Annotated in this window: 27 protein-coding genes; 6 read left to right on the top strand and 21 right to left on the bottom strand. The window is 65.7% G+C overall.

Going from position 1 to position 22230, the window contains the following annotated elements; all coding sequences use genetic code 11:
• Positions 1–107 precede the first annotated feature (107 nt).
• Positions 108–605, top strand: a complete 498-nt coding sequence (locus ACZK29_RS15690) for a cytochrome b (RefSeq protein ID WP_478446222.1) — start codon at positions 108–110, stop codon at positions 603–605.
• A 25-nt stretch (positions 606–630) separates the two neighbouring features.
• Entirely contained in the window at positions 631–1326 is a 696-nt protein-coding gene (locus ACZK29_RS15685) for a VIT1/CCC1 transporter family protein (RefSeq protein ID WP_104656791.1), read from the top strand.
• 2 nt (positions 1327–1328) lie between these two features.
• Here ACZK29_RS15685 and ACZK29_RS15680 read toward each other — a convergent pair whose 3' ends face one another.
• The 5 genes from ACZK29_RS15680 to ACZK29_RS15660 form a co-directional block, all read right to left on the bottom strand.
• Positions 1329–2726, bottom strand: coding sequence for a sensor histidine kinase (locus ACZK29_RS15680; RefSeq protein ID WP_104656912.1), 1398 nt, complete (start codon positions 2724–2726; stop codon positions 1329–1331).
• Positions 2727–2743: 17 nt separating this feature from the next.
• Positions 2744–3409 carry a response regulator transcription factor gene (locus ACZK29_RS15675; RefSeq protein WP_104656792.1) on the bottom strand — a complete coding sequence of 222 codons (666 nt, stop codon included), beginning with the start codon at positions 3407–3409 and terminating at the stop codon, positions 2744–2746.
• A 210-nt stretch (positions 3410–3619) separates the two neighbouring features.
• Positions 3620–3817, bottom strand: coding sequence for a YgaP family membrane protein (locus ACZK29_RS15670; RefSeq protein ID WP_104656793.1), 198 nt, complete (start codon positions 3815–3817; stop codon positions 3620–3622).
• 63 nt (positions 3818–3880) lie between these two features.
• Entirely contained in the window at positions 3881–4408 is a 528-nt protein-coding gene (locus tag ACZK29_RS15665) for a rhodanese family protein (protein WP_104656794.1), read from the bottom strand.
• A gap of 22 nt (positions 4409–4430) precedes the next feature.
• Positions 4431–4742 (bottom strand): ArsR/SmtB family transcription factor, encoded by a 312-nt coding sequence (locus ACZK29_RS15660; RefSeq protein ID WP_104656795.1) that lies wholly within the window; start codon positions 4740–4742, stop codon positions 4431–4433.
• 82 nt (positions 4743–4824) lie between these two features.
• On the opposite strand from ACZK29_RS15660, the gene ACZK29_RS15655 reads away from it, so the two are divergent.
• Positions 4825–5694 (top strand): MBL fold metallo-hydrolase, encoded by an 870-nt coding sequence (locus tag ACZK29_RS15655; protein ID WP_104656796.1) that lies wholly within the window; start codon positions 4825–4827, stop codon positions 5692–5694.
• 138 nt (positions 5695–5832) lie between these two features.
• Here the strand turns inward: ACZK29_RS15655 and ACZK29_RS15650 are convergent, their stop codons facing one another.
• The 9 genes from ACZK29_RS15650 to ACZK29_RS15610 form a co-directional block, all read right to left on the bottom strand.
• Positions 5833–7812: a relaxase/mobilization nuclease domain-containing protein gene (locus ACZK29_RS15650; protein WP_104656797.1), complete on the bottom strand. Its 1980-nt coding sequence runs from the start codon at positions 7810–7812 to the stop codon at positions 5833–5835.
• Between the two features lie 436 nt (positions 7813–8248).
• A complete protein-coding gene (locus ACZK29_RS15645) occupies positions 8249–8860 on the bottom strand; it encodes a S26 family signal peptidase (protein WP_104656799.1) in 612 nt (203 codons plus the stop codon).
• Positions 8857–9402, bottom strand: coding sequence for a DUF2840 domain-containing protein (locus ACZK29_RS15640; protein ID WP_104656800.1), 546 nt, complete (start codon positions 9400–9402; stop codon positions 8857–8859). Before ACZK29_RS15640 ends, ACZK29_RS15645 begins: the two co-directional genes overlap by 4 nt.
• On the bottom strand, positions 9399–9674 hold the full coding sequence (locus ACZK29_RS15635) for a chromosome partitioning protein ParB (protein WP_104656801.1): 276 nt from the start codon (positions 9672–9674) through the stop codon (positions 9399–9401). Before ACZK29_RS15635 ends, ACZK29_RS15640 begins: the two co-directional genes overlap by 4 nt.
• Complete coding sequence (parA, locus tag ACZK29_RS15630) at positions 9671–10309, bottom strand: ParA family partition ATPase (RefSeq protein ID WP_478446221.1); 639 nt, start codon at positions 10307–10309, stop codon at positions 9671–9673. The genes ACZK29_RS15635 and parA overlap by 4 nt, the downstream gene beginning before the upstream one ends.
• Before the next feature lie 253 nt (positions 10310–10562).
• Entirely contained in the window at positions 10563–11432 is an 870-nt protein-coding gene (locus tag ACZK29_RS15625) for a replication initiator protein A (RefSeq protein WP_425602037.1), read from the bottom strand.
• 14 nt (positions 11433–11446) lie between these two features.
• Complete coding sequence (locus tag ACZK29_RS15620; protein WP_104656914.1) at positions 11447–11737, bottom strand: helix-turn-helix transcriptional regulator; 291 nt, start codon at positions 11735–11737, stop codon at positions 11447–11449.
• A gap of 83 nt (positions 11738–11820) precedes the next feature.
• On the bottom strand, positions 11821–12603 hold the full coding sequence (locus ACZK29_RS15615) for a DUF2285 domain-containing protein (RefSeq protein WP_104656804.1): 783 nt from the start codon (positions 12601–12603) through the stop codon (positions 11821–11823).
• Between the two features lie 333 nt (positions 12604–12936).
• Positions 12937–13242 (bottom strand): DUF2958 domain-containing protein, encoded by a 306-nt coding sequence (locus ACZK29_RS15610; protein WP_478446220.1) that lies wholly within the window; start codon positions 13240–13242, stop codon positions 12937–12939.
• Positions 13243–13546: 304 nt separating this feature from the next.
• On the opposite strand from ACZK29_RS15610, the gene ACZK29_RS15605 reads away from it, so the two are divergent.
• Positions 13547–13837 (top strand): helix-turn-helix domain-containing protein, encoded by a 291-nt coding sequence (locus ACZK29_RS15605; protein WP_104656915.1) that lies wholly within the window; start codon positions 13547–13549, stop codon positions 13835–13837.
• Between the two features lie 42 nt (positions 13838–13879).
• On the opposite strand, the gene ACZK29_RS15600 is transcribed toward ACZK29_RS15605, so the two are convergent.
• Together ACZK29_RS15600 and ACZK29_RS15595 are read right to left on the bottom strand one after the other, a co-directional pair.
• Entirely contained in the window at positions 13880–14194 is a 315-nt protein-coding gene (locus tag ACZK29_RS15600; protein ID WP_104656806.1) for a DUF736 domain-containing protein, read from the bottom strand.
• Between the two features lie 708 nt (positions 14195–14902).
• Positions 14903–15826, bottom strand: a complete 924-nt coding sequence (locus ACZK29_RS15595; protein WP_104656807.1) for an AraC family transcriptional regulator — start codon at positions 15824–15826, stop codon at positions 14903–14905.
• Positions 15827–15928: 102 nt separating this feature from the next.
• Here ACZK29_RS15595 and ACZK29_RS15590 point away from each other — a divergent pair, with 102 nt between their 5' ends.
• On the top strand, positions 15929–16771 hold the full coding sequence (locus tag ACZK29_RS15590) for an NmrA family NAD(P)-binding protein (RefSeq protein ID WP_104656808.1): 843 nt from the start codon (positions 15929–15931) through the stop codon (positions 16769–16771).
• A 35-nt stretch (positions 16772–16806) separates the two neighbouring features.
• On the top strand, positions 16807–17232 hold the full coding sequence (locus ACZK29_RS15585; RefSeq protein ID WP_104656809.1) for a nuclear transport factor 2 family protein: 426 nt from the start codon (positions 16807–16809) through the stop codon (positions 17230–17232).
• Between the two features lie 201 nt (positions 17233–17433).
• On the opposite strand, the gene ACZK29_RS15580 is transcribed toward ACZK29_RS15585, so the two are convergent.
• The 5 genes from ACZK29_RS15580 to ACZK29_RS15560 form a co-directional block, all read right to left on the bottom strand.
• Positions 17434–17643, bottom strand: coding sequence for a hypothetical protein (locus ACZK29_RS15580; RefSeq protein ID WP_104656810.1), 210 nt, complete (start codon positions 17641–17643; stop codon positions 17434–17436).
• Between the two features lie 62 nt (positions 17644–17705).
• Positions 17706–19772: a ParB/RepB/Spo0J family partition protein gene (locus tag ACZK29_RS15575; protein ID WP_104656811.1), complete on the bottom strand. Its 2067-nt coding sequence runs from the start codon at positions 19770–19772 to the stop codon at positions 17706–17708.
• Positions 19773–19837: 65 nt separating this feature from the next.
• On the bottom strand, positions 19838–20665 hold the full coding sequence (locus ACZK29_RS15570) for a DUF932 domain-containing protein (protein ID WP_478446219.1): 828 nt from the start codon (positions 20663–20665) through the stop codon (positions 19838–19840).
• 703 nt (positions 20666–21368) lie between these two features.
• Positions 21369–21647, bottom strand: a complete 279-nt coding sequence (locus ACZK29_RS15565; RefSeq protein ID WP_104656814.1) for a hypothetical protein — start codon at positions 21645–21647, stop codon at positions 21369–21371.
• 65 nt (positions 21648–21712) lie between these two features.
• The gene (locus tag ACZK29_RS15560) at positions 21713–22063 is read right to left on the bottom strand and encodes a DUF2958 domain-containing protein (RefSeq protein WP_104656815.1); all 351 of its coding nucleotides are present in this window, start codon (positions 22061–22063) and stop codon (positions 21713–21715) included.
• Positions 22064–22230 lie beyond the last annotated feature (167 nt).

Genomic DNA, 22230 nt, shown 5'->3' with positions numbered 1-22230 from the left:
CATTGCTTCGCGTGTGTCGATCGAATCAATGTGTCGGAGAAAGTGAATTGATACTCAAGAACTCTAGAAACCGCTATGGCACTTCTGTCATAGCCTTGCACTGGCTGATGCTGGTGCTTCTCGCTGCGGTTTATGCCTGCATGGAACTGCGCGGCTTCGCGCCCAAGGGCAGCGAATTGCGCGCGAATATGAAATCCCTCCATTTCGTGCTGGGCCTGTCCGTCCTGGCGTTGGTGGTGGTGAGGCTGTGCGTGCGCTGGGTGGCAGGCGCCGCGCCGCCCATCGAGCCGCCCATGCCCCGGTGGCCGGCCTTGCTGGCGCGGCTCATGCACGTCGCGCTGTATGCACTGATGATTGCCGCGCCGCTGCTGGGTTGGCTGGCATTGAGCACGGCAGGCAAGCCGGTCAACCTGTTCGGCTTTGCGCTGCCCCTGCTGACGGGCACGAACGAAGCGCTTGCGCATCCCTTGAAGGATCTGCACGAAACACTGGCCACGGCGGGCTATGCGTTGATTGGATTGCATGCGGCGGCGGCGCTGCTGCACCACTACGTCATCCACGACAACACGTTTGTGCGCATGCTGCCGGGGCACGGCTCCCAATAAGAAACCCGAGAAACAGAGGATTCCCATGAAGTTCATGCACCGCGAACGCCACCGCACGGAACACATCGGCTGGCTGCGCGCCGCCGTCCTGGGCGCCAACGATGGGATCATTTCCACTGCTAGCCTGGTGGTAGGCGTCGCAGCGGCGCAGGCCAGTCACGCCAGCATCATGACAACCGCGGTGGCCGGGCTGGTCGCCGGCGCCATGTCCATGGCGGCCGGAGAATACGTGTCGGTCTTTTCTCAGGCAGACACGGAGAAGGCCGACCTGGCGCGGGAACATCGTGAGCTGACGGAAGACCCCGAGGCCGAACATCGGGAACTGACGGCCATTTACACCCGGCGTGGGATCGAGCCCTCCCTGGCCAGTACCGTCGCATCGCAATTGATGGCCCACGATGCGCTGGGGGCACATGCCCGCGATGAGCTGGGTATCTCGGAAGCGCTCAGCGCCAAGCCACTGCAGGCAGCGCTCGCCTCCGCCGCCAGCTTTGCCGTCGGCGCGGTTCTGCCACTCGGTGTCGTGATGCTGGCACCGAGGCCATCCTTGCTCTCATGGACGGTCGTCACCGCCATATTCTTTCTGGCGCTGCTGGGCGTCTTGGCCGCGAGGATAGGCGGCGCTTCCGTAGTCAAAAGCGCGTCCCGGGTAACGCTGTGGGGCACCTTGGCCATGGCCATGACGGCGGGTGTCGGCGCGATTTTTGGCGCGGCGCCGTAGGTTTACACCAGCGCGGCCCAGGGGCCCAGCCATGCGGTCAACCTGCCATCCTGCAGGCTGAAGCGCAGCGGCAGATCGATGGCTCGCGCCAGGGCGAACGCTAGGGCCAATCCCAGCCCTGCATGGTGTGCGGTGCCGCCTTCGGATTGCTTGCGCCAGAAGCGGTGGCCGAGGTGTTCGAGGTCGTCTTCATGAAGATCGGGCGCGGCATTGCCGATGGAAAGAAGCCAGCCCGCATCGCCTCGCTCCAGGCGGCAGGTGATCGCATCGCCATCGGGTGCGTACTCCATGGCGTTGCGCAGCAAGTTGGAGAGGATTCGTTCGATCACGCCCAGATCGCCCTGCACCCAGGCCGATGGCGGCAGATCGGTCTGCATGGTCAGCCCGCGGCGCGCCTGTATTCCCGCCAACGCGGCCAGCAGTTCGCGCACCAACCCTGCCATATCGAGCGGATCGGGCGCCTGTGTGTGTTGTCCGGATTCGAGCCGGGCCAGCAGCAGCAAGGTGTCCACGCTGCGTTGCATGCGTGCGGTAGCGCTCACAGCGGCGCCCAGGCTGTGCTGGGCCTGGGTGGGGTCGCCCGCGATCAGTGCGCTTTCGGCGCTGGTGCGGATTTCCGCCAGAGGGGTGCGCAGTTCGTGCGCCACGTCGCGCGAGAATTGGCGCTCACGTTCGATGGCGGTGTACAGGTGGTGCAGGCCCAGGTTGAAGGCATCGGCAAAGGGCTTGAGTTCACGCGGCAAGTCGCCGCCCAGCGGTTGCATGGGCTGGTCTGCATTCAGGCGCGCCGCCGCGGCACCCGTGCGGCGCAACACCACGATGACGCGCTGTACCAGGAGCAGCGCCGATCCGGTTGCCAGCAAGGTTGCCAAAGCGATGCCGATGAGCAACGCAAAGTGGACGCGCCGCTCGGTCTGATCCCACCCCTCGCGCTCCGTTGCCACCACCAATAGCCGGTTCTGGCTGCCATGCAATGCCACATGGGTGGCGAGCGCACGGCCTGCGTGACCGTCGGGCAGCGTCACGTCGTAATAGCGCGGCGTGCCTTGCGCCGCCAGTCCCACTGGAAGTGTGGCACCCGCGCTGCTGGGCGAGCGCAACACGGCCTGGCCGTTGTCTTCGTTGAAGACGGTGAAGAACTCGGTGTGCCCGCCCGGCTCGTATTCGGGCATCAGGCGTTCGAGCTGCTGCGGATCAGGTTCTTGCAGTACGCGCCCGACGGCAGCGGCACGCTGCGAAAGCGTGAGATCCATTTGCTGGTAGATCGCCCGGTCGATCAGGCGATCCAACACCGGGAATACGGCGGCGAAGGTGCCGCCTATGCACAAGACCAGGCCCACAGCCAGACGCCGATGCAGTGACCAGGCCGTATCTTTGGATGGAGCGAGAAACGGCTTCATGCGCATGTCCTCACGGCTCACGCCAGCACGTACCCAAAACCCCGCCGGGTCACGATCAACTCATCCAGGCCGCACTGTGCAAGCTTGGTGCGCAAGGTACTGACGATGACCTCCACCACTTTGTCCGATGCATCGCTGCTGCTGTCGTACAGGTGCTCAAAAATTTGTGCGCGTGACAGCACCGCGCCCTGCCGGCGCAGCAACAACTCCAGGCATCCGTATTCCTTGGGCGTGAGCTTCAGGTCATCGCCGCGCCAGCGCGCCGTGCGCGAGCGCGGATCGACGGTCAGTTCGCCATGGCGCAAAACGGGCGTATCGCGCTGCGCCGGGCGCCGTACCAGGGCGCGCAGCCGGGCCAGCAGTTCCGCCAGTTCAAAGGGCTTGGTCAGGTAGTCATCCGCGCCCGCATCCAGCGCGCGCACCCGGTCATCGAGTTGTTCCCGCGCCGAAAGCACCAGCACAGGGGCCGTTCCGGCATCGCCGCCCAACGCCCGCAATACTCCGAAGCCGTCCACACGAGGCAGCATCAAATCCAGAATGATCGCGTCGTAGCGGTAGCTTTGGAGAAATTGCAGCGCAGCCTGGCCGTCCGCTGCAATATCGCAAGCGTAGCCCTCGGTCTTGAGACTGCGATTCAAGGCCTCAGACAGCGTTTCGGAGTCTTCAACGATCAAGATGCGCATCTATTTCTCAGGATCAAAGTAACCCTGGATCAGAAAAATAGAACATTCTGGCGCGCCAACCTTTGGCCAAGCTTTTGACTCAAGTAGTCAGGGGAATCTCTGCCTAAAGAGACTTCACCAACCTATCGAAAGCCCCTGCTGCGGGACGCGCTCACAACACTATTCTGTCCACCGTTGCAGAAAATTGCTGCCCTGACTGTGACCCGACGCCTATTTGCCGGTCTTCAGTGGACAGGTATTGAGCCCGACCAGCGAATACAGCGGGCAAAAGCGCACCACCCCCGTCAGGAGCGGAATAATGCCCAGCCAGCCCCACCAGCCCACTGCGCCTGTGGCGGCCAGTGCGATGAGCACGAGCCCGACGACGATGCGAAGAATGCGGTCGATACCGCCGACATTGAGTTTCATGGTTTCTCCTGAATTAATCCAACAAAAGTGAACTTGGGCAGCGCTGGGCGTTGGCGACTTCGCTCATCCGGCCAGCGCGTTGCGGTTCCAGGGCATGCGCGTCAGCACACGCGCCAGCCCACAAAACCCCGAGGCGCCAGCGAAAACGAGCCCCGCCCCCACGAAGCCCGAGAGCGCATGGAACCAAGGCGATACCGTGACGCCGAGTACCGCACCCAGCACAATCAAAGACCCTGCGGCAATCTGTACCTGCCGCTGCAGTTCCAGCGGCTGCGATACATCGGCCACGATGGGCAGCCCCGCCTTTTTCCAGGCGTCCAGCCCGCCTTCGAGGGCGTAGGCGTCGCAGGCGGCGCATGCCTTCAGCGCCGACGCATTGACCTGCGTCCGGTGGCCCGAACGGCAATGGAAGATGACAGCCGAAGCGCCGGCCAGCGGCAGGCTGCCGGCTTGCAGGCGATCCATGGGCACATGGCGCGCCTGCGCGATGCGCTCGCGGGCATGTTCGTCCGCCGCGCGGATGTCCACCAGGACGGCGCCCCGGCTCAGGAGTTCGCGGGCGTCTTGGGGCGAGATGGGTTTCAGGGGCATGGGGATGGCCTCCGTTGATGGATCAAGGGCAGAAAAGGGTCTTGAGCGTGGCGATGAGCTTGGCCACGTCCGGGTTTTCAATCCGGTAGTGCAGGGTCTGCGACTCGCGCCTATAGGCCACCAGGCCGTCCTCGCGCATCCTGGCCAGGTGCTGGGACAAGGCGGACTGGCTCAATGCCACGTCCTCAAGCAGGGCGCCGACGGTCATCTCCCCGTGCTCGATCAGCAGGCACAGGATGAGCAAGCGATGTTCATTGCCGACCGCACGCAGCATGGCCGCGGCGTTGGCCGCGCCGTCCTGCATGAAAGATCGATCCTTCTTGTTGAGCTTCATGGCAACGTTTATTTCAATGTTTACTAATTTAGCATTTTCTAATATAAAGTCAAGGCATCCCCTCCAAGGCAGGACACTTCCCATGCAATCCGCTGCGCAGATCCAGGCGTTTTTCGACGAAGCCACGAACACCGTGACCTATCTGGTGTCCGACCCCGCGACGCGGCAAGCCGCCGTGATCGACCCGGTGCTCGACTATGACCACCGCAGCGGCAAGGTGTCCACCACATCGGCTGACCAAGTGCTGGCCGCGGCAGCGGGCCAGGCGCTGGAGGTGGCGTGGATCCTGGAGACCCATGCCCATGCGGATCATCTGAGCGCGGCCCCGTACCTCAAGGCGCGCACAGGCGCACGGGTGGCCATCGGGGAGCACATCCGCGACGTGCAAGCCATCTTCCGGCCAGTGTTCAACTTGGACGACGTGTCCGGCGACGGAGGAGAGTTCGATCGCCTGCTACGCGATGGCGAGACCTTGAGCATCGGCGATTTGACGGTGGACGTGCTGCACACCCCAGGCCACACGCCTGCCTGTCTGTCCTACCGCGTGGGCGATGCCGTGTTCGTGGGCGACACCTTGTTCATGCCGGACTACGGCACTGCGCGCGCCGATTTCCCGGGCGGAAGTGCCCGCACCCTGTACCAATCCATCCAGAAACTGCTCGCACTGCCCCCCGAGACCCGTCTGTTCATGTGCCACGATTACAAGGCACCCGGGCGCGACAGCTACGCCTGGGAAAGCACGGTCGCCGAGGAGCGCGCACGTAACGTGCACGTTCACGACGGTGTGAGCGTGAATGAGTTCGTGGCCATGCGCCAATGCCGTGACGCGACGCTGGCAGCGCCCGCGCTGCTGCTGCCTTCAATTCAGGTCAACATCCGCGCGGGCCGGTGGCCCGAAGCCGAATCCAACGGGATGCGCTATCTCAAAATCCCGATGCGCCTGCCTGTATGAACATCGCAGGCCATCCCCACGCTGGGTTGCTCCAAGGCCTGCCGTCACCTTGCGTCCATGTGGCCCTTGGCTTGTCGAGAGCCCAAGGCATGTAGGCACTGAAGTTTGATTCGTGAAGAGCGTCCCTAACTCACAACACTAGATTGCTGGCCCCCGCTGCCGCCCGATTTCCCATGACACCCCGCTACCGCGCACCGTCGCCGCAAGCTGCTGCCCCAGCCGCTGCTCGATCACCGGCCTCCATGGCACCAGGCTGAATCCCATGCCGTCATCCAGCATTGCGTAGCGGCCACTGGCAAGCATGACGCTGCGGCGATAGATGCCCGCCACGCGCTGGCCGTCCGCCGCCGGGCGATGCTCCAGGCCGGTGTCGGCAGCAATGTCCTTGGCAGCCTGCGCCACCTCCCGGTTGCGCAGCGTGCCCAGCAGATTCCGGGCGAGGATCACACGCTGCCCGCGCCGCTCGGCCAGTCCCTGTTCGGTCAGGAAGTCGGCGCGCTGCTGCATCGCCTGCTTGGCCTCGCTGCCAAAGCCCAGGTCGCCCAGGCCCGAGCCGCCGCCGATCAGTTGCTGGTCGAGCCAGGTGGCCCCGATCACGCGGGCCTGCCGCTCGATGGGCAAGTGCGATTTCAGCTCCACAGCGACGCCGCCCAAACGCTGCGCGTCGTACTGGCGACCACGTTCGGGCAGGTCGTCTGGCACCTTCCATAGACCCTCGGCCACTCGTTCCACGATGCCGGCGCGGCGCAGGGCTTCCAGCCGGCGAACGTGGGTTGCCACCACCTCTTGCGGATCGCGGCCAGGCACGGCCTGGCCCTGGGCGATGGCAAGGTGATGGTCGGTGCGGTACAGGCCACCGCTCGCCAAGGCGGCGACGTTCCTGTCGGCGGCGCGCACGTCGGCCGATCCCTTCACCTCCACCACGGCGCCGGCCGGATAGTTCGCCAGCTCGTCGCGGGCATTCAGTGCGACGTAGTGGGCCTTGCCGTCCACGCCATCGATGACCAGATAGCCCCGGTCGTGCAGCTCGTCGGACAGTCCCTTGGCGGCGACACGCCCGACGACAGTGCGGCCATCATCGCCCGGCTCGAAAACAGCCAGCTCGCGCGGCTGGCCGCTCATGGCCCGCTGCATGGTACGGATGATGTCGCCGCGCTCGCCCAGGGCGCGCAAGGTCTTCTCCGCATCGGCATGGACGGCCCAGGTGCCGGGCTGCACTTCATCGACCAGGCCCAGGCGCTGTAAACGCTGCAGGCGGCCGATCAGCAGCAGGCGCTGGCGTTGCAGCCGCGGTTCGTTGAAGCGTTCAATCTGCACTTGGCCGTCGTCGCCAAGCTCGCGCTTCAGAGTGCGATCCAGGCTTGTCCAGCGTTCCTGCTCCACCTCGCGCTGCAAGGTCTGCTGGATCTCCAGCTCGGTGCGCGGCCCCAGCCATTCGGTCGCCAGCTCGGCAGCGCGATGCCGGAAGCCATCGGCGATGTAGTCGCCCGCGATGATGAGGTCTTTGCCCGTGTCGTCGCGCCCGCGCACGATCAGGTGGGTGTGCGGGTTGTCGGTGTTCCAGTGATCGACCGCCACCCATTCCAGCCGCGTGCCCAGGTCGGCTTCCATGCGACCCATGAGGTGCCGCGTGTAGGTGCGCAGGTCTTCCAGCTCGGCGCCATCCTCGGGCGAGACGATGAAGCGGAAGTGGTGCCGGTCATCGGCGCAGCGTTCCTTGAAGGCGTCGAGGTCGGCGGCGTCGGTCTGCGGCCCATAGGCTCGGCCGGGCTCGCCGTCGCGGCCCACGCCGTCACGCTCGACGTACCGCAGGTGCTTGGCGAGCGACTGCGGGCTGGCCCGCTGCTGGTTGACCAGCAAGGTCTTGATGGTTACGCGCCGCGACATGGGCGTGAGCTTCGCGCCCGCGAAGCGCGCCGCCGTATGCCCGCGCCCCAGGCGCGAGCCGGGCCGCTGGCCGGTGGTCTTACCGCCGCCAGCCGTTGCAGGGCGACGCACCGAGGACTTGCCGCTGCTGGCCTTGCCGGCCTGCTTGAGCACCTTGGCGATGAAGCCCTGGCCCCGGTTCTTCGTGGCACTGGGACGGATGCGGAAATCGTCATCGCGCCGGTTGCTCATGGCTTCTCTCCCTGAATGCTCCAGCGTGTCCGGTCGTGCGAAGCACGCGGACATGGCCGCATCGGCGCGGGCCTCGCGCCCCCAGCGGCACGGCGGCGAAGCCGCCGCGTGCCGCGCCACCCCCACGTGCAGACTGGCTTTCGACGCGGCCCGGTGCCGCGTCCTTTTGTCTTGCCTTCCGCATTTGCCTCCCGCATCCGCTCCCGGCAATTGCGGCCCGGTGGCAAGGCTGCACCAGCAGCCAGCGCACCGGCGAACACGGCGAGGGCCGAAGGCCAGCCGTGTTCAAGGCAAGACGCCTGCACGTTGGACGGCTGCGCCGGAGGCAGCGCGAAGTGCGGCGCGGATGCGCCCGCACTGCATGCGTGACGACATGGCAACAGCAGCCGGAACGACACGCCCGATAGCACGATGATGCGCAGCGAGTCGGCGGCCATCATGGGCGCTTCTCCAGCCAGACCGGGCGCGCAACGCCGATCACGGCGGCTGCGCTGACCGGCCCGAAATACCGGCTGTCGAACGACGCTGGATTGGTGACGCTGAGCAGAAACAGCTCGCCAGGCCGAAGGCGGCGGCACTGCAGCCAGGATGGCAGCGGCCGGCCCCAGCGATCGGCAGGCAGCACGGCGGCCGAAGGCACGCCGTCGATGCGAACGCTGCCTCCTGTGATGCACACCTCCTGCGGTGCGACCGCGCCCACGCGCTTGAGCAGCGGGATGCGCGTCGGCAGGTAGCCGCGCTGCGCAGCGAGCGCGGCAGCCTCGGCAGGCAGCGGCACTAGCACGATGCTGCCCACGTGCAATGACGGCGGTAGCAGACGTGGCGACGAGCTGGCGCGATGGTCGAGCGGATCGACGCGATACCAGCCAACCGCCACGCTGTCGGACGGGTTGTAGGTCAGGCGCGGCAGCGGATGCACGAAGGACGCCCAGGCCAGCGCAGCGAGGCCGCAGGCGGACAGGCCCGTCAGCACGAAGCGAGCGCGCAGGCGCGAGCGAGGACGCGGCGGGATGCCGGTTGCACCGGCAACGGCGGATGGGAGCGTCATGGCAGCGCCCTCCCGGTCAGCCAGGCGGCGTGCCGCTCGGCGCTGTAGTCAGGCAGCGGCAAGCGCGCAGCGAGCCGGTTGCCCAGCGTGCGCCAGTACGCGGGCGAAGCGCCAGCAGGCGCGATGCCCAGCGCCTCGATGGCGTCGATGCACTCCAGCACGGCGCGCACCGTTTGCTCACCTTCGGCGTGCAACAGTAAGCGCGCGCCCGGCTGCACGCCGGGGATGCGCTGCGCAGCGTCCAGCGGCGTGCAAGCCTGCATCACCATGAGCTGCCAGCGGACGGTGCCGTAGTCGTTGGCCTGCCAGCGAATGCGGCAGAACACGGCGCTGGGCATGAACACGGCGAGACTGCGCCAGCGGTCGAGCCGCTGCGTGCGCGCCGGTTCGCCAAAGCGCAGATAGAGCTTGAAACGGTGCTCCAGGAAGGCCAGCGAAACGCGCGTCAGTGGTGTTGAGGTAGGCCGCGCCGCGTGTGCTGGGATGGACGAGGACGGTGCAGCCGTGGCCGCACCAGCGGCAGGCAAAGCGGATGCGGTCATGGTGTGTTCTCCCTGCGGTGTTCTGGGAACTCCCTCTCCAACAGGCCGCGCAGAAGATCAGCCACGGTCACGCCCTGCGTGAAGGCCGATACCTTGATGCGCGCCCGCATGGCGGGTGTGATGTCGAGGGTCAGGCGTGCCGTGTAAAGGTCGCCCTTGCCCAGCGCATCGGCATCGCCCTGGCGAATCCATGCCTCGGCGTGCGGATTCGCGGGTGGACGCGCGCCGATGCCGATGCGCTTGCCCGTGCGCTTGCCAGCGGGACTGCTCATGACGGCCACCGCAGCAGTTCATCGACCAGCGCGGTGATTTCGCGCGCGGCGGCGCTGTCGGGCGCCGTTTCGCGGGTAAGCCGGCCAGCGGCCACGCTGTCGGCGAACACGATGCACTGATGCACTTCCGCGCGCAGCGCAGGAAGCGGCTGCTCGGCCAGCGCGCCGCGTGCTTCGCGTCCGATCACGGTGGTGCTCACGCGCCGGTTGATGACGAAGGCCGCGCGCAGCGCAGGCCGGAACACGTGCGCCTCGCGGATCAGTGTCACCATCTCGGCAGAAGCCCACAGGTCGTAGGGGCTGGGCTGCACGGGAATCAGCACACGCTCGGCCGCCAGCAGCGCGGAGCGCGCCAATGCGGCGATGCGCGGCGGCCCGTCGATGACGACGTGATCGGCCCGCCTGGCGAGTTCTGGCGCTTCCTGATGCAGCGTTTCGCGTGCAAGGCCCACGGCGCTGAACAGCCGTGGCAAGCCTTGCTGGCTGCGGCGCTGCGTCCAGTCCAGCGCGGAGCCTTGCGGGTCGGCATCCAGCAGGATGACCGACTGCCCGCGCATTGCCAGCTCGCCGGCGATGTGGGTGGCGAGCGTGGTCTTGCCCACGCCGCCTTTCTGGTTGAGCAGCGCAACGATCATGGCCTGGCCCTCCACGTTGGAAAGCCCGGCTGTTGCTGCTGCTTTTCTGGCCGCGCGGTGGTTGTCCACCGTGGCGCGGCGCTTCTACTATCAGTTAGTTGATTTAAGTTAGGGAAGTTAGAGGGGCCGAAAACCCGCGCCGTTATTGGCTTTGCGGCCGATCCGTACTCCTGATAGCACGAGAGTCGTACTCCCGATAGCACGATACCCCGTACTCCTAATAGCACGAGCCCGTCCACAGGCTTCGCACCGTTTATCCCCGTGCCGCGAACGGCACGGGCCGGAAGGTCAGCAGCTCGGTGCCGTTGTCCGGCATCCGCTCGATGCTCAGGACGTAGCCGGGTAGCGACTGCCGCCCGACCAGCGCGCGCAGGTCGTAGGCGAAGTCCGAGAAGCGCGTGGCACTGCCGGACTTGCGGTGCAGGTGCCGGAAGTCGAATTGCCATCCACCAGGCTGCCGTCCGCCGTGCTTGCGCACCAGCCGGTACAGCCAGCGCTCGATGCCCCCGGTGAGCCGGAAATACGCCGGGTCGATGGTCAGCACCAGGGCGGCGTCCATGACGCCCGCATAGAACCAGTCCGGCAGGATCAGCTCCAGCCCCAAGGGCGTGCCTTTGGCATCGGCCAACTCCTTCCACTCGTTGATCCACGAAAACCGATGCAGCCGTCGGCCGGTCGTTTCGCGGATGGACGTGGCCACCGTCGTGGATTGCAGGCGATCCAAGGCCGCCTTGAGGCGCTGGTAGTCGCGCAGCGACGTACCGCGTCCGATGAAGCGCAGGATCTCGTAGGGCGTGGCCTGCATCAGCCGCGACGGGCGCAAGCCTGCATCGCGTGCTTCCACGATCTGCGAGGCGGCCCAAATGAGCACGTCCGCATCCCAGATCGTGGCGATGCCATGCTCCTGCGTGCCCTCCACGCGGATCGTGATGCTGCCGGCGCGGAAGTCGATCGGCGCTGTGCGCCGCGACTTCGCCAGCGAGAAGAACGGAAAGGCCATCAAGTCCTGGCTGTCGCGCGGCGCCATGTCGCCCGGCAGGGCGCGGAACAGGTCGAGCTGTTCGCGCTCCGGCACGGGCCGCTGCCGGGACGGCAGCGCAGGGCTGGACATGGCGAAGGCCACCCGCGCGCCAGCGATCAGCGCGCACGGCTGTCCGCCGAGTGCTGCTCGGCGTATTCGGGGTCGGAAGTCGTCTCGAAGCTGCGGTCGGCGGCCCAGGCATCGAGGTCGGCCACGGCGTACATGACACGCCGGCCGAACTTACGAAAACGCGGGCCACCGCCGAGCACGCGCTGCTTTTCCAGCGTGCGCGGCGACAGCCGCAGGTAGTCGGCGGCCTCGTCGTTGGTGAGATAACGCTGCGGTTGCGCGGCAGCGGTCGAGGTGGTTGCGGGTGCGGCGGCAGGCCGCAAGGGAGCAGGACGCATGGTGTGAACCTCCATCGGTTGCAGGGCTCCGGCCACACAGCGCAACCGGATGGAGGCAGTCTCAGAAAACGAAGCTGTCCTGCTCAGGGACGTTTTGCGTCCCCTTCAAAACGTCCCTTCTCAGGCGACGGCAGTTGTGCTAGGCGGCGATAGCCGCCGCGCATCAACGCATCGCCGCGCCGCACTAGGCGGCGCACGCGGGCTCGCAAGTCGCCATCGGCATGCCAGTCAGCAGTCACTGCATCGGCCCCGAACAGTCCTTCGGCGACCTCGCGCAAGGACGCGCCCGCCAGGGTCGCGTCGAGCGCCTGCAGGGTGTGCAGCTCCAGCAGCGCAGCAGGCGACGGCCTGGGCTTGGTATTGGCCTGAGCCTGGGCCGCACCGAGCGCATGGCCGCGGCCATGCGCGGCAGCGCCGCCGCGATGGGCATAGGCCACCGCCATGCCGTCTTCCAGGCCGGGCGCCAGCGCGTAGCGCTGGCAATGGCCGGGGCTGTGCGCGATCAGCGCCAGCCGCTTGCCGTCATGGAGCAGTTGCTTGTGGCCTGGGATGTGCCAGAAGTCGAATGCAGCAGCGTCGGGCGGTGGATCGGCATCGGGATAGAGCTGGATCACGCCGGCATGGCCGGGGAGCCAGGCCGGATGCGCGTCGCGCGCATCCAGGGCCGGGTCTTCCAGCAGGCGCAAGCCCCAGCGATGCGCCGCGTGCTGTGCCGCGTGCGACCGGCGATGACGGTGTAGCCAGTCGAGCCGGTAGTCAGGATGACGGCGCAGGTACTCCCAGGCCAATGCGAACGCATCGAGCCAGAGAACGTAGAGATAGGCGGCGGTGGGATACCAGTGCGCGAAATGGTGAGGGCTGACCATGACGAAGCTCCTGTCGGATAGCAGGAACGTCGCCACGGCGTCAGACATGCGGGAGCATCAAATCAACGTAGAAATCCGGTTAAGCTGTAACTGCTGGTGTCAAGACCGATGGGCTCCGGCGTGTTGCGAAATTCGTCCGAATGCGACGGCCGCCCGACTCCAAAATGTCATGCGGCACGAAATACCGTGCCGTAACGCCCGCAAAAGATCGTGGCTGTTTTACGCACGCGAGCACTGTTTCGGTGCATGAGTGCAGATTCAGACTAAGCAGGTCTGAAACAAGGCCGGAATAGTCTTAATGCGTTCGCTCGGCTGAACTGAGACGCGGGCGATTCAATCGACGATTGAACCGTTTTCCTGGGCCAGTCGTAGATATTCCGACAGCGGGCGCATCGCCTGGAAATACAAATCCCGCATCACGGGCTGTTTGTTCGGGCCGACGATGGAAGCGAGGTCGGACAGCTTCACGCGGCCCAGCTCGGGCATGCTGATTCCCAGGTCGATCAGGCCGTAGGCCGTGTCGCCATCGACGGGATCGAGCGAGGTCAGCAGCCAGGTGGCGTGCGCGTCGGGAGTGAACAGCCGCACGACCGGCAACGGGTCGTTGGGCTCGTCGGCGGCGGCAAGCCGCCCGTTCACCAGCAGCGCTGGCGCGCTGCTCCTCGGTGACCAGGGGAGCGTTCATCGGGGTGCTCCTGTTCCAGCGTGGAATCGTGGCTTTGTGGTTCCCCTCGCAAGCGTGGATGCGTATTCCATCCAAGCCGTGGAAACACGAAAGCGCAGAAGCGCAATTGTAGAAATCTGGAAAGACACGATGGCGGTTCTCCGGTTTTGTCGGAATCCGCAAAAGCGGATTTCCGTAAAAGAACGAATAAGAGCCAAAGGCATGAATGAGTTAAAGATAACGTGGTTTTAATTGTGCTGCGACTTGACGCTTCTGTCCATGCAGAAGCGACCCATCCAGCGCGGCCGACCGGCCGGCGCCACCACCTACGACGCCGAATTGGCGCAAGCCTTCGGCGCGGCGGTGCGCGCGTTGCGGACGGAGCGCGGCATCGCGCAGGAGTCGCTGGCGCACCTCGCCGGCATCGAGCGCTCCCACATGGGCAAGGTCGAGCGCGGCGAGCACATGCCCACGCTGGCGATCATCTTCAAGATCGCCAACGCACTCGAATGCAGCACGGCAGTGCTGATGAGCGAGACCGAAGGCCAGCTTGAGGCGGCTCGGTCGTAGCGGGACTGCGCCCCGCCGCAGCGGGCGGGGCGTCGGCGGCCGTCAGGCCGCCTGGGGCTTGCTGCGCGACCAGATCAGGTCGTGCGTGCCGCTCTCGCCTTCGATCAGGCGGGCGTAGACCGTGGCCGGGAACGAAGGATCGTCGAGGGTCACGGAGATGTACTCCCGCCCGGCCTCGCTTGTCTTCTTCCACGCCGCGCCGATGTCGTGGCCGGCCGCCTGCAGGCGGAAGTCCGGGGCCTTCTCGTTGTCGCCCTTGTCGTTGGGCACCAGCTTGACCTTGACGTTGAGCGTCAGGGTGCGAAGCGTGCCGGTGAAGCCGTCTTTGTCTGCGGTGAAGCTGCCGATGTTGGCCATGATGGATCTCCTTTTGGTGGAACAAGGTTCGCGCCCATCGCGTCCTTGTTGTGATCCGGCCGGCGGGGGACGGGCTGGCTGCACCGCTTGCGGCCGCAACGCAGTGGAGGGCCGGGAGGCGAAAAGAATTTGGCCCGCGAGGAATGCGCGCAGCGCAGGGGAAATTGTTTTCGCCGGACGGTTGCAGCCATGAAGCCCGAGGCGCAGCCGCGCCACCGCCAGGGTTCACAACAACACAAGGACGCCTTGGGCCGAACCGCATCGAAAGGAGACAGGGCTGGCTCGGCATCCCCGCATGAAGGCTGCACCGGCTCGCCCACTGACGCGGGCCAGGTCAACCACCCGACGACAGGCGAGAAAGCCCCTGCCGCACCTTGCGGCGCCGGTCTTGAGGCGTGGCGTGGAAGCTCCATAGCGATGCCGGGCGAGATGCCCGTGAACCGTCCTTCGTGACGTGATGGGCGAGAACCACCAGCGTTGAGGACGGCACGCATTCGCACAACCTGCCGCAGCAAGCTCCAACGTGTTCGCCAGCCCCGTCCATTGCGGCGGGGGAAAGCCCGCAGGGCTTTCCCCTGGAAGCAAGCGCAGCGCGCAGCGCCGCAGGCGCGAAGGCGTGAGCGGATTGAAGCCGAATGGCCGTGACGGCGAAGTCGGCACGGGGCACAGCCCGAAAGCCCGGCGGCGCTGCGCGCCGACACGCCCCCGCTAGTGAGTCAGCGTGGCTTCGGGCAAATCCTGCCCACTCTGGCGCCACCGTCCTGGGGGCTGTCCATGATGTCGGCGGAACGCCGTCGCAAAAGCGTACAGAGACGAGTACCCGACCCGTTCCGCCACTTCCGTCAGCGGAACGTCCTGCGTCCGCAAGAGATCACGTGCCACGGTCATCCGCCAGTCGGTGAGATACCGCATCGGCGTATCGCCCAGCACCTCCTGGAACACGCGCGCAAACGTGGCACGGGACATATGGCTCATCCTCGCCAGTTCTTCCACCGTCCACGGCTTGCCGGTGTCCCCGTGCATAGCCTGCAATGCTTTCGACAGACGTGCATCCGACGCACCTCGAACCCATGCGGGTGCATTCGGGCTTGATGTCAGCCCTGTCCGAAGCCCCAACACGACGAGAACATCCAGCAGTCGATCCAACACCGTCTGACGACCCGGCTCCGACTGGGACAGCTCTCTCGACAGCAGAGCGACCACCGCTTGGATGGGGTTGTCCATACGCGAGGGAATCAGGAACACCGGCGGAAGCGCATTGACCAGCCCTACACCGATGTCCCCGGCAAAGCGATAAGCCCCGCAAAGGAATGCCGACGCTCGCGGATCGCGTTCGGCCTCGTCAGAGGCGTGCGCAACCTGGAAATCCTCCGGCAAGACGCAATGCGCCCCTGGTTCGTGGGCGATGAAGTGGTCAGGCCCACCGCGAACCAGTGCCAGGTCTCCCGGCCTGAGTTCGACAGGCTCACCCCCGCCATCGAGCCACAGCCACGCATGACCCTGAATCACCGCGTGAACGGCCAACTGGATCGTGCCCGGTAGCCGAAGCCCCCAAGGTGCGACGGCGATGGATCGCGCGAACACGCCGCCAGCAGCGCGGGCGCGCACCAGATGCTCTTGCAATATGTCCATGTTGTGAGCGTATCACGCAAATTATTGAGTGCATAGATTATTGATGCTCTCATTCGATGCGCCTAAATTCACTTCATCGACCCACCTACCGGAAACCCCGACATGAATAACCTTAGCGACCACCTCACCCTGGTGCTCGGCGCCACCGGCAAGACCGGCTCCCGCGTCGCCCAGAAGCTCAGCGCCCAGGGCATTCCCGTCCGCACCGCAGCGCGTAGCGGCGCGGACGTCCGATTCGACTGGAGCGACCCATCAACCTTCGCCGGTGCTCTGAACAAGGTCTCGGGCATCTATCTCGTGTCGCCCGTGATGCGCGTGGACTTCGCCGACATCGTGGCCCGATTTCTCGACGAGGCGGAGCGCGCTGGTGTGGGCCATGTCACCTATCTCAGCGCCTACGGCATGGAGCACGCGCCTGCCGAAGTCGCGCTGCGCGCTGTGGAGCTGGATCTGGCTTCGCGTGCCTCGCTGTCCCATTCCATCGTGCGTCCCGCCTGGTTCATGCAGAACTTCAGCGAAACCTTCGTCAAACCCGTGAACGATGAAATCGTGGTGCCCTGCGGCACGGGGGCCGAAGCCTTTGTCAGTGCAGAGGACATCGCATCCGTCGCGGCAGCAACGCTGAGCGACCCCGCACGGCACGCTGGCCGCGCTTATGCACCCACCGGCCCCGAGGCGCTGACTTTCGAGGAAGCCGCAGCGCATATCTCGAACGTCACCGGCCGCAAGATTGCGTACCGGGACGTGGATCGCAGCGCCTGGGTCAACGCAATGATCCAGGCCGGCGTGCCTGCCGAATATGGCGAGGTGCTTCGCATCCTGACCGAGACGATCGCCAGCGGCCGAGGCTCCCGGCCGAATAACGATGTGCTGGCCGCCACTGGCAAGGCACCCACCCACTTTACGGACTTCGCCGCAGCGACTGCCGTCGCATGGCGCCAATGAAGCCTGCCCCACGAATTGAGCTAGGGAGCACAGAAATGCCAAATCAGAAATATTCAGTCTTCCAACCCGCCAAGCCTTACTTCGATCTGGTGCGGAGCGCCTTGGGCGACCTTGTCGATGGTGAGCACTTCTTCGACATCGTCACCGATGACACCATCTACGAAGTGCTCTACGACCTCGGCTGGCCGCGCATCATCCAAGGGCGGACTGACCTGATGGCAGCATTCCGGGGCTACGTGGAAAACATCGCGCTGCAATCGGCCGACAACTTGATCGCCCACAAGACCGGCGACGGCTGCGTCATCGAATACGAGGTGCATGGAACCATCCTCGCAACGGGCACGAAATACAACAACAGGTTCTGCTCGATCATCAAGATCGAGAACCGGAAGATCGCGCACTGGAGGGACTACATGGACTCCCATGCGGCCTGGAAGGCACTGACGCCAGGCGCGACCTAGGCCGAGCGCAGATCGTTTGTTTACCAAACCAAAGGCATCGCGGCTGCGCGATGCCTACGACGCCGCCTTAGCGAGAGCGAAGGCAGCGGCGTTCTGATTCGGCTGTTGGCCTTGAACACCGGGCGCGGCCACTGCCGCGCCCGGATTTTTGAAGTTCACCGCGCCCAGGGCGGAACGGCCTGGGCGCGGTGTTGACGACGGTTATTCCTTCGTCTCGATGATCCACCACACGGCGCGCGCCAAGGCGCGGCCCGTGATGGGATGAATGTCGGTGAGGTCTGCGCGGGCCGTCCAGCCCGAGGGCGGACGGTAGCCGCGCACGTCGCCATCGCCGTGCCAGCGGCGGGCGCGCACCGTGCCGGGGGCGTCGATCGCCGCCATGCGCGGGCGGCTGGTGATGGTGCGGGTCATGGGGGCTTCTCCTTGCGGCGAAGCGCCCCGGTCGAGGCCGGAGCGCTTGCCTTCGGCGCGGGTCAAGCAGCCAGCGCCTCGGCGGGTTCATCCGCCATTTCTTCTGCATCGTCCGGGGCGTCCTGCTCCGGGCTTTCCTTCTGCGCGGCATCCTGCGGGCCTGCGGCCTTGAAGATGGCGGGCATCCAGCCCGTGCCATCGGCCAACCGCTCGGCCTCGCCGGCAATGTCGGCCTTCTTGAGCTTCGCCAGCCGGGTGACGGATTCCGGTGCAAACGCGCCCACGGCATCCAGAATCACAGCCTTGGAAACGTGCTTGAAATAGCCTTCTGCGGTCGGTTTCCACCATGCGGCCATGTCGAGGCCTACGGCCCGCGCCAGTTCCGCGCCGGGCTGGTGCGGCGTAGCGCGGGGTGTCACCACGTCCACCGTGGATGCCACGCACACGGCCAGCAGCCACACCAGTTCGTCTTGCGGCTTCGCCAGCAGCGCGGCGAACAGTTCGGCGCTGTCCTCCGGCAAGGCTTCGCCCGCCACCTGTTGCAGTTCGCGCAGCGCCACGGCGGCGGACGACTCCGGCCAGTCCGGGGCCATGCCTTCCAGCCGATCTTGCACTTTCAGGCTCACGCCCAGCAGTAAGGAATCACGGTTGAGGCTGTAGCGGCTTTCCTGCAAGACGGTCTGCACCATGCCATGCACCACGGCGGCCAGCGCGGCTTGCGGATGCCGTGCGACTTCGATTTGCAGCGCGGCGGTGCGGTGGGCGCTCAACCGCTGCGCCAGCCGGTCGGACATGGCGGCGCTCTTGGGTTGCTCGTCGTCCTCGCCTTCGTCGTCGTTCTCGGCATCCTCGCCGGTGAACCCTTGGCGCAGCCGTTCCAGTGTGCGCAGCGCCTTGGCCTCGGCCTCGCGCATCAGACCGCGATGAATGACCGCCTCGCCGTTGCGGTCGATGCTGACGATGGCACCGGCTGCGGCCTTCACGTTCGCGCCATAGTCCTGCAAGCCATCTTCCAGCGCCTGCAACTGCTCGCCCAGGGTTTCGCCTTCCTCCTGCAAGGCATCGGCCTTTTCCTCGTCGTCGGCGTCCATCGCGGCGTCCACGGCTTCACCGATGGCCCGCATTTTCTCTTGGAGCTTTTCGATGCGCTGCGCTTCGCGCTTGTTTGGCTCGCGCCGTTCCCTCGGCGCACGCTGGAAGACGTGCAGGTCGGCATGGGTCACGCCCGGCGTGGCATCCACCCACGCCCAACCCTCGGCGCGGACAGTGGCGGCAATGCCTGCCAGCTTGTCTTGCGCCAGCCGTTCCAGCAGCGCGGCGTCGTTGAGGTACACGCCCGCATCGCCCTCCGCGAACAGGTCGCGGCGGATGCCGCCGCCTTCGGCTTCGTAGCTGTCCAGTCCGACGAAGCGCACCAGCGGATGCCGGTAGGCGTCGATTTCCCGCTCGGTCAGGCGCTCGCGCAAGTGCGAGGGATGGCGCTGCCACTGCGGCGCATCGTAGAACGCGGCTTCCTGCGCGGCGTGGTCGTCGGTGATGGCAAGGGCCATCAACTGGTCAAGGCTCACAGCATCGGCGCGATAGTCCGCCATCAGGCGCGGGGAGACGTTCGCCAACTTCAAACGGCGCTGCACCACCAGCGGCGTGACGGAGAAATCCGCCGCAATGTCTTCGATGGGGCGACCTTCGGCCACCAGCGCCGCAAAGGCTTCAAACTGGTCTGCGGGATGCATGGCTTCGCGCTGCACGTTCTCGGTGAGACTGGCTGTGCGTGCGGTGCCATCGGCCACTTGCAAGCAAGGCACGTCCCAATCCTTGGCGATGCGGTGTTTCTTCGCCAACAGCTTCAACGCGGCAAGGCGACGGCCACCGGCCACCACTTCGTAATGCTCGCCATCGGCGGCGGGAATCACGATCAGGTTTTGCAACAGGCCCACGCGCTGGATAGATGCTGCCAGCTCCGGTACAGACATGCGCGGAACGGTCTTGCGCACGTTGCGGCCCGTGGGGCGCAGCACCAGCCGCGACAGTGGAACCAAAATCAGGTTCTTGGTCGGGTCGGCAGCTTCCAGCGGGATAACTGCGGCGGTATTGACGGCGCGGGCTTCGGTTTGGGTGATGGCGTTCATGGTGTATCTCCAATCGAGTGAAACAAGGGAATGGAGGGGAAACCGCCCCTCCGGCGGGGGAGCGGTCAAGCCTTGAGGGAGCGCATGCCATCGGCCAGCAGCCACAGGGCGCGGTTCAGGCGAATGTCGGAATCAATGCCCTGCACGGGCCGGGTGCTCTGGCGGCGTCCATTGCTGCTGCGGCCATGCAGTCCGCCCTTGGTCAAGTTCTCCTGCGTGCGGTTAAACACGCTCCACAGGTCGGGGCGGCGGTCGTCGAACCGGCGCGGCATCAGGATTTGCGATTCGGTGATGGGCGCGGGCTTGTCCGGGTCGTCGTACTTCAACGCCAGCGCAGCCCGGGCGAACACTTCGGATTCGCCATCGTCCAAAGTGATGCTGCGCATCAGGTCGCGCGATTCCTTCACGCGCTCGAAGCCGCTCAACACCTCGAAAGCGCCTTCGATGACGGAACCGGCCACGTCGCCCTTGTGGGGCACGCGCACATCGGCCACGGTGTCACCACACACAAGGCCATTGCTGCACACGAAGCGGAACATTCCGGCCAGCATCTGATAGCTGCTCGTGCCGTCGTGCGAGTTCAGCAGCACGATTTCGTTAGCCTCCGCGCCGTTGATCTGGCTGGCGTGGCGCAGGCGCAGCATGTGTTTCGTGTGCTCGCGCTTGCCTTCATCGCGCACGCGGGTCTGCGTCACCATGAAGGGCTGGAAGCCTTCTTTGCGAAGCTCGGTCAGGACGGCAGCGGTCGGGATGTAGCTGTACCGTTCGGAACGGCTCTCGTGCGGGGCGTCCGCGAAGATGGACGAGGCCACGCTGCGAATCTGGTCATCGGACAGCGGGTAATCGCTGCGCAGCGAAGGGGAACGGGAAGCGAAACGGGATGCGAGTTGCATGGTCTTTCTCCTGACAAAAAGAGGTTTGCTGTTCACACCGCACACCGGATTCCTAGATTCGGAGCCCAGCCTTTCGGCTGTTCGGTGCGGTCGGCACGAGGAACCCGGTTGGCCCTGTTGCCACCGTCTTTCCTGAGTTCATCGCCCGCGACGGTCAGGAGCGCGCGAACGGGTGCCGTCAAGGAAACAAGCGCAGGGTTGGTGCGGCCCGCAGCGCAGCGAGGACACGGCCCTGCGCGCCTTGACGGCGCACGGGCGCGGGCTACAGTCGCGGACAAGGTGATGAAGTCAGGGGAGACGGCTGGACAAGGCAACGGCCCCTCAACACGCCGACCGCACGGCAAGCGAAGCGCGCAGGCCCGAAGCTGGAAGCCGGGCCGAAGGCGTCAGCCGAGCGGAGCGAGGGAACGATGGAAGCCCGACAGGGGCGAAACCCCGCAGGGGGTTCGATGCGCAGCACGACAGCGCGACCGGCCATCTCCCAGGAGGCCGGGGACGCCCAGCCTTCAATGCCAAAGAAACAGCAAGATCAGAACTTGCACACGCAAGGCATCGTGGATCTGCTGCGAATGTGGTCTGGCCGATCCGGCGCAGCCGGGTCGGCGGTGTTCAGGGGCGCCAAGCCTGCGCGGCGGGGATAGCCCGCAGGGCTTTCCCCTGGAGGCAAGCGAAGCGCGTAGCGCCCCGCAGGGGCGCGAAGGCATCACGCCGAGTCGTCAAGGCGCAGACTGGATTCCGACACCGGCATCCACGGTGCCGACGAGTCCAGCAGATAGCGCGCACCGCGCGCGTACAGACCCGAAAGCCCGGTGGGCTGATAGAGCCCGGTGACGCGACACCGGAACTGTGCGCCGTACTCTTTGGTGTAGATCACCGCGTCGCCGACCTTGAAGCGCAAGGGCTGGCCGTTCTCCGGCGCGAACGGTTTGAGCGCATCGTGCTGCGCCGTGATTTCGATGATGTAGTCGTGATGGCTGCTCATGGCATGGATTTCCTTCGGTGGTTGAAAAAACGCAAGGAGCGCCTTGCGACGCTCCACAGGCCACGTCAGACAACGACACGCCCGGCCAGCCGCGCATCACGCGCATAGGCACTCAGCCGCTTCTCGGCGCGGAACGACAGGTCGCGTTCGATCGGCAGGCCCAGCCCACCGCGCACCGTCGCCAACTCGCCCAGGCTGACCCAGCCGATTTCCGGCTCACCCAACCCCAGGTCGCAAAGACCGAAAGCGTGGTCGTGGTCATCGGGATCAATCTCGGTCAACAGCCAAGTCGCGCCGGCATCCGGCGTGAACAGCTTGACCACGGGCGCCGGATCGAAGTCCGGGTTCTCCAAGGATTCGCGGCCGTTGGCCAGCAGCACGATGCGCTGCTCGTCGGTGATGAATGCGTGGTTCATGGTGAACTCCTGAAAGGTTGCCGGGCGGAATTGCCCGACCCTTCCGGGGCACGGCGCAGCGCAAGCAGTCAAAGATCGAAGACGGCCGCCAGGCCGCAAGCGTGCCCGCACGCGCAGTCATTGACGGCGAGCACGCCGTGGCACGATGGGGGGGAACAGCAAGACCG

This window comes from Stenotrophomonas sp. 89682_Sma (genome assembly GCF_056481405.1).
The sequence above is the reverse complement of the archived record's forward strand: the minus strand, read 5'-3'. Positions and strand labels throughout refer to the sequence as shown.

Coding starts and splice junctions, on each gene's coding strand:
- ACZK29_RS15690 (WP_478446222.1), top strand. CDS start 108: ATGCTGGTGCTTCTCGCTGCGGTTTATGCCTGCATGGAACTGCGCGGC.
- ACZK29_RS15685 (WP_104656791.1), top strand. CDS start 631: ATGAAGTTCATGCACCGCGAACGCCACCGCACGGAACACATCGGCTGG.
- ACZK29_RS15680 (WP_104656912.1), bottom strand. CDS start 2,726: ATGAAGCCGTTTCTCGCTCCATCCAAAGATACGGCCTGGTCACTGCAT.
- ACZK29_RS15675 (WP_104656792.1), bottom strand. CDS start 3,409: ATGCGCATCTTGATCGTTGAAGACTCCGAAACGCTGTCTGAGGCCTTG.
- ACZK29_RS15670 (WP_104656793.1), bottom strand. CDS start 3,817: ATGAAACTCAATGTCGGCGGTATCGACCGCATTCTTCGCATCGTCGTC.
- ACZK29_RS15665 (WP_104656794.1), bottom strand. CDS start 4,408: ATGCCCCTGAAACCCATCTCGCCCCAAGACGCCCGCGAACTCCTGAGC.
- ACZK29_RS15660 (WP_104656795.1), bottom strand. CDS start 4,742: ATGAAGCTCAACAAGAAGGATCGATCTTTCATGCAGGACGGCGCGGCC.
- ACZK29_RS15655 (WP_104656796.1), top strand. CDS start 4,825: ATGCAATCCGCTGCGCAGATCCAGGCGTTTTTCGACGAAGCCACGAAC.
- ACZK29_RS15650 (WP_104656797.1), bottom strand. CDS start 7,812: ATGAGCAACCGGCGCGATGACGATTTCCGCATCCGTCCCAGTGCCACG.
- ACZK29_RS15645 (WP_104656799.1), bottom strand. CDS start 8,860: ATGACGCTCCCATCCGCCGTTGCCGGTGCAACCGGCATCCCGCCGCGT.
- ACZK29_RS15640 (WP_104656800.1), bottom strand. CDS start 9,402: ATGACCGCATCCGCTTTGCCTGCCGCTGGTGCGGCCACGGCTGCACCG.
- ACZK29_RS15635 (WP_104656801.1), bottom strand. CDS start 9,674: ATGAGCAGTCCCGCTGGCAAGCGCACGGGCAAGCGCATCGGCATCGGC.
- parA (WP_478446221.1), bottom strand. CDS start 10,309: ATGATCGTTGCGCTGCTCAACCAGAAAGGCGGCGTGGGCAAGACCACG.
- ACZK29_RS15620 (WP_104656914.1), bottom strand. CDS start 11,737: ATGCGTCCTGCTCCCTTGCGGCCTGCCGCCGCACCCGCAACCACCTCG.
- ACZK29_RS15615 (WP_104656804.1), bottom strand. CDS start 12,603: ATGGTCAGCCCTCACCATTTCGCGCACTGGTATCCCACCGCCGCCTAT.
- ACZK29_RS15605 (WP_104656915.1), top strand. CDS start 13,547: ATGCAGAAGCGACCCATCCAGCGCGGCCGACCGGCCGGCGCCACCACC.
- ACZK29_RS15600 (WP_104656806.1), bottom strand. CDS start 14,194: ATGGCCAACATCGGCAGCTTCACCGCAGACAAAGACGGCTTCACCGGC.
- ACZK29_RS15595 (WP_104656807.1), bottom strand. CDS start 15,826: ATGGACATATTGCAAGAGCATCTGGTGCGCGCCCGCGCTGCTGGCGGC.
- ACZK29_RS15590 (WP_104656808.1), top strand. CDS start 15,929: ATGAATAACCTTAGCGACCACCTCACCCTGGTGCTCGGCGCCACCGGC.
- ACZK29_RS15585 (WP_104656809.1), top strand. CDS start 16,807: ATGCCAAATCAGAAATATTCAGTCTTCCAACCCGCCAAGCCTTACTTC.
- ACZK29_RS15580 (WP_104656810.1), bottom strand. CDS start 17,643: ATGACCCGCACCATCACCAGCCGCCCGCGCATGGCGGCGATCGACGCC.
- ACZK29_RS15575 (WP_104656811.1), bottom strand. CDS start 19,772: ATGAACGCCATCACCCAAACCGAAGCCCGCGCCGTCAATACCGCCGCA.
- ACZK29_RS15570 (WP_478446219.1), bottom strand. CDS start 20,665: ATGCAACTCGCATCCCGTTTCGCTTCCCGTTCCCCTTCGCTGCGCAGC.
- ACZK29_RS15565 (WP_104656814.1), bottom strand. CDS start 21,647: ATGAGCAGCCATCACGACTACATCATCGAAATCACGGCGCAGCACGAT.
- ACZK29_RS15560 (WP_104656815.1), bottom strand. CDS start 22,063: ATGAACCACGCATTCATCACCGACGAGCAGCGCATCGTGCTGCTGGCC.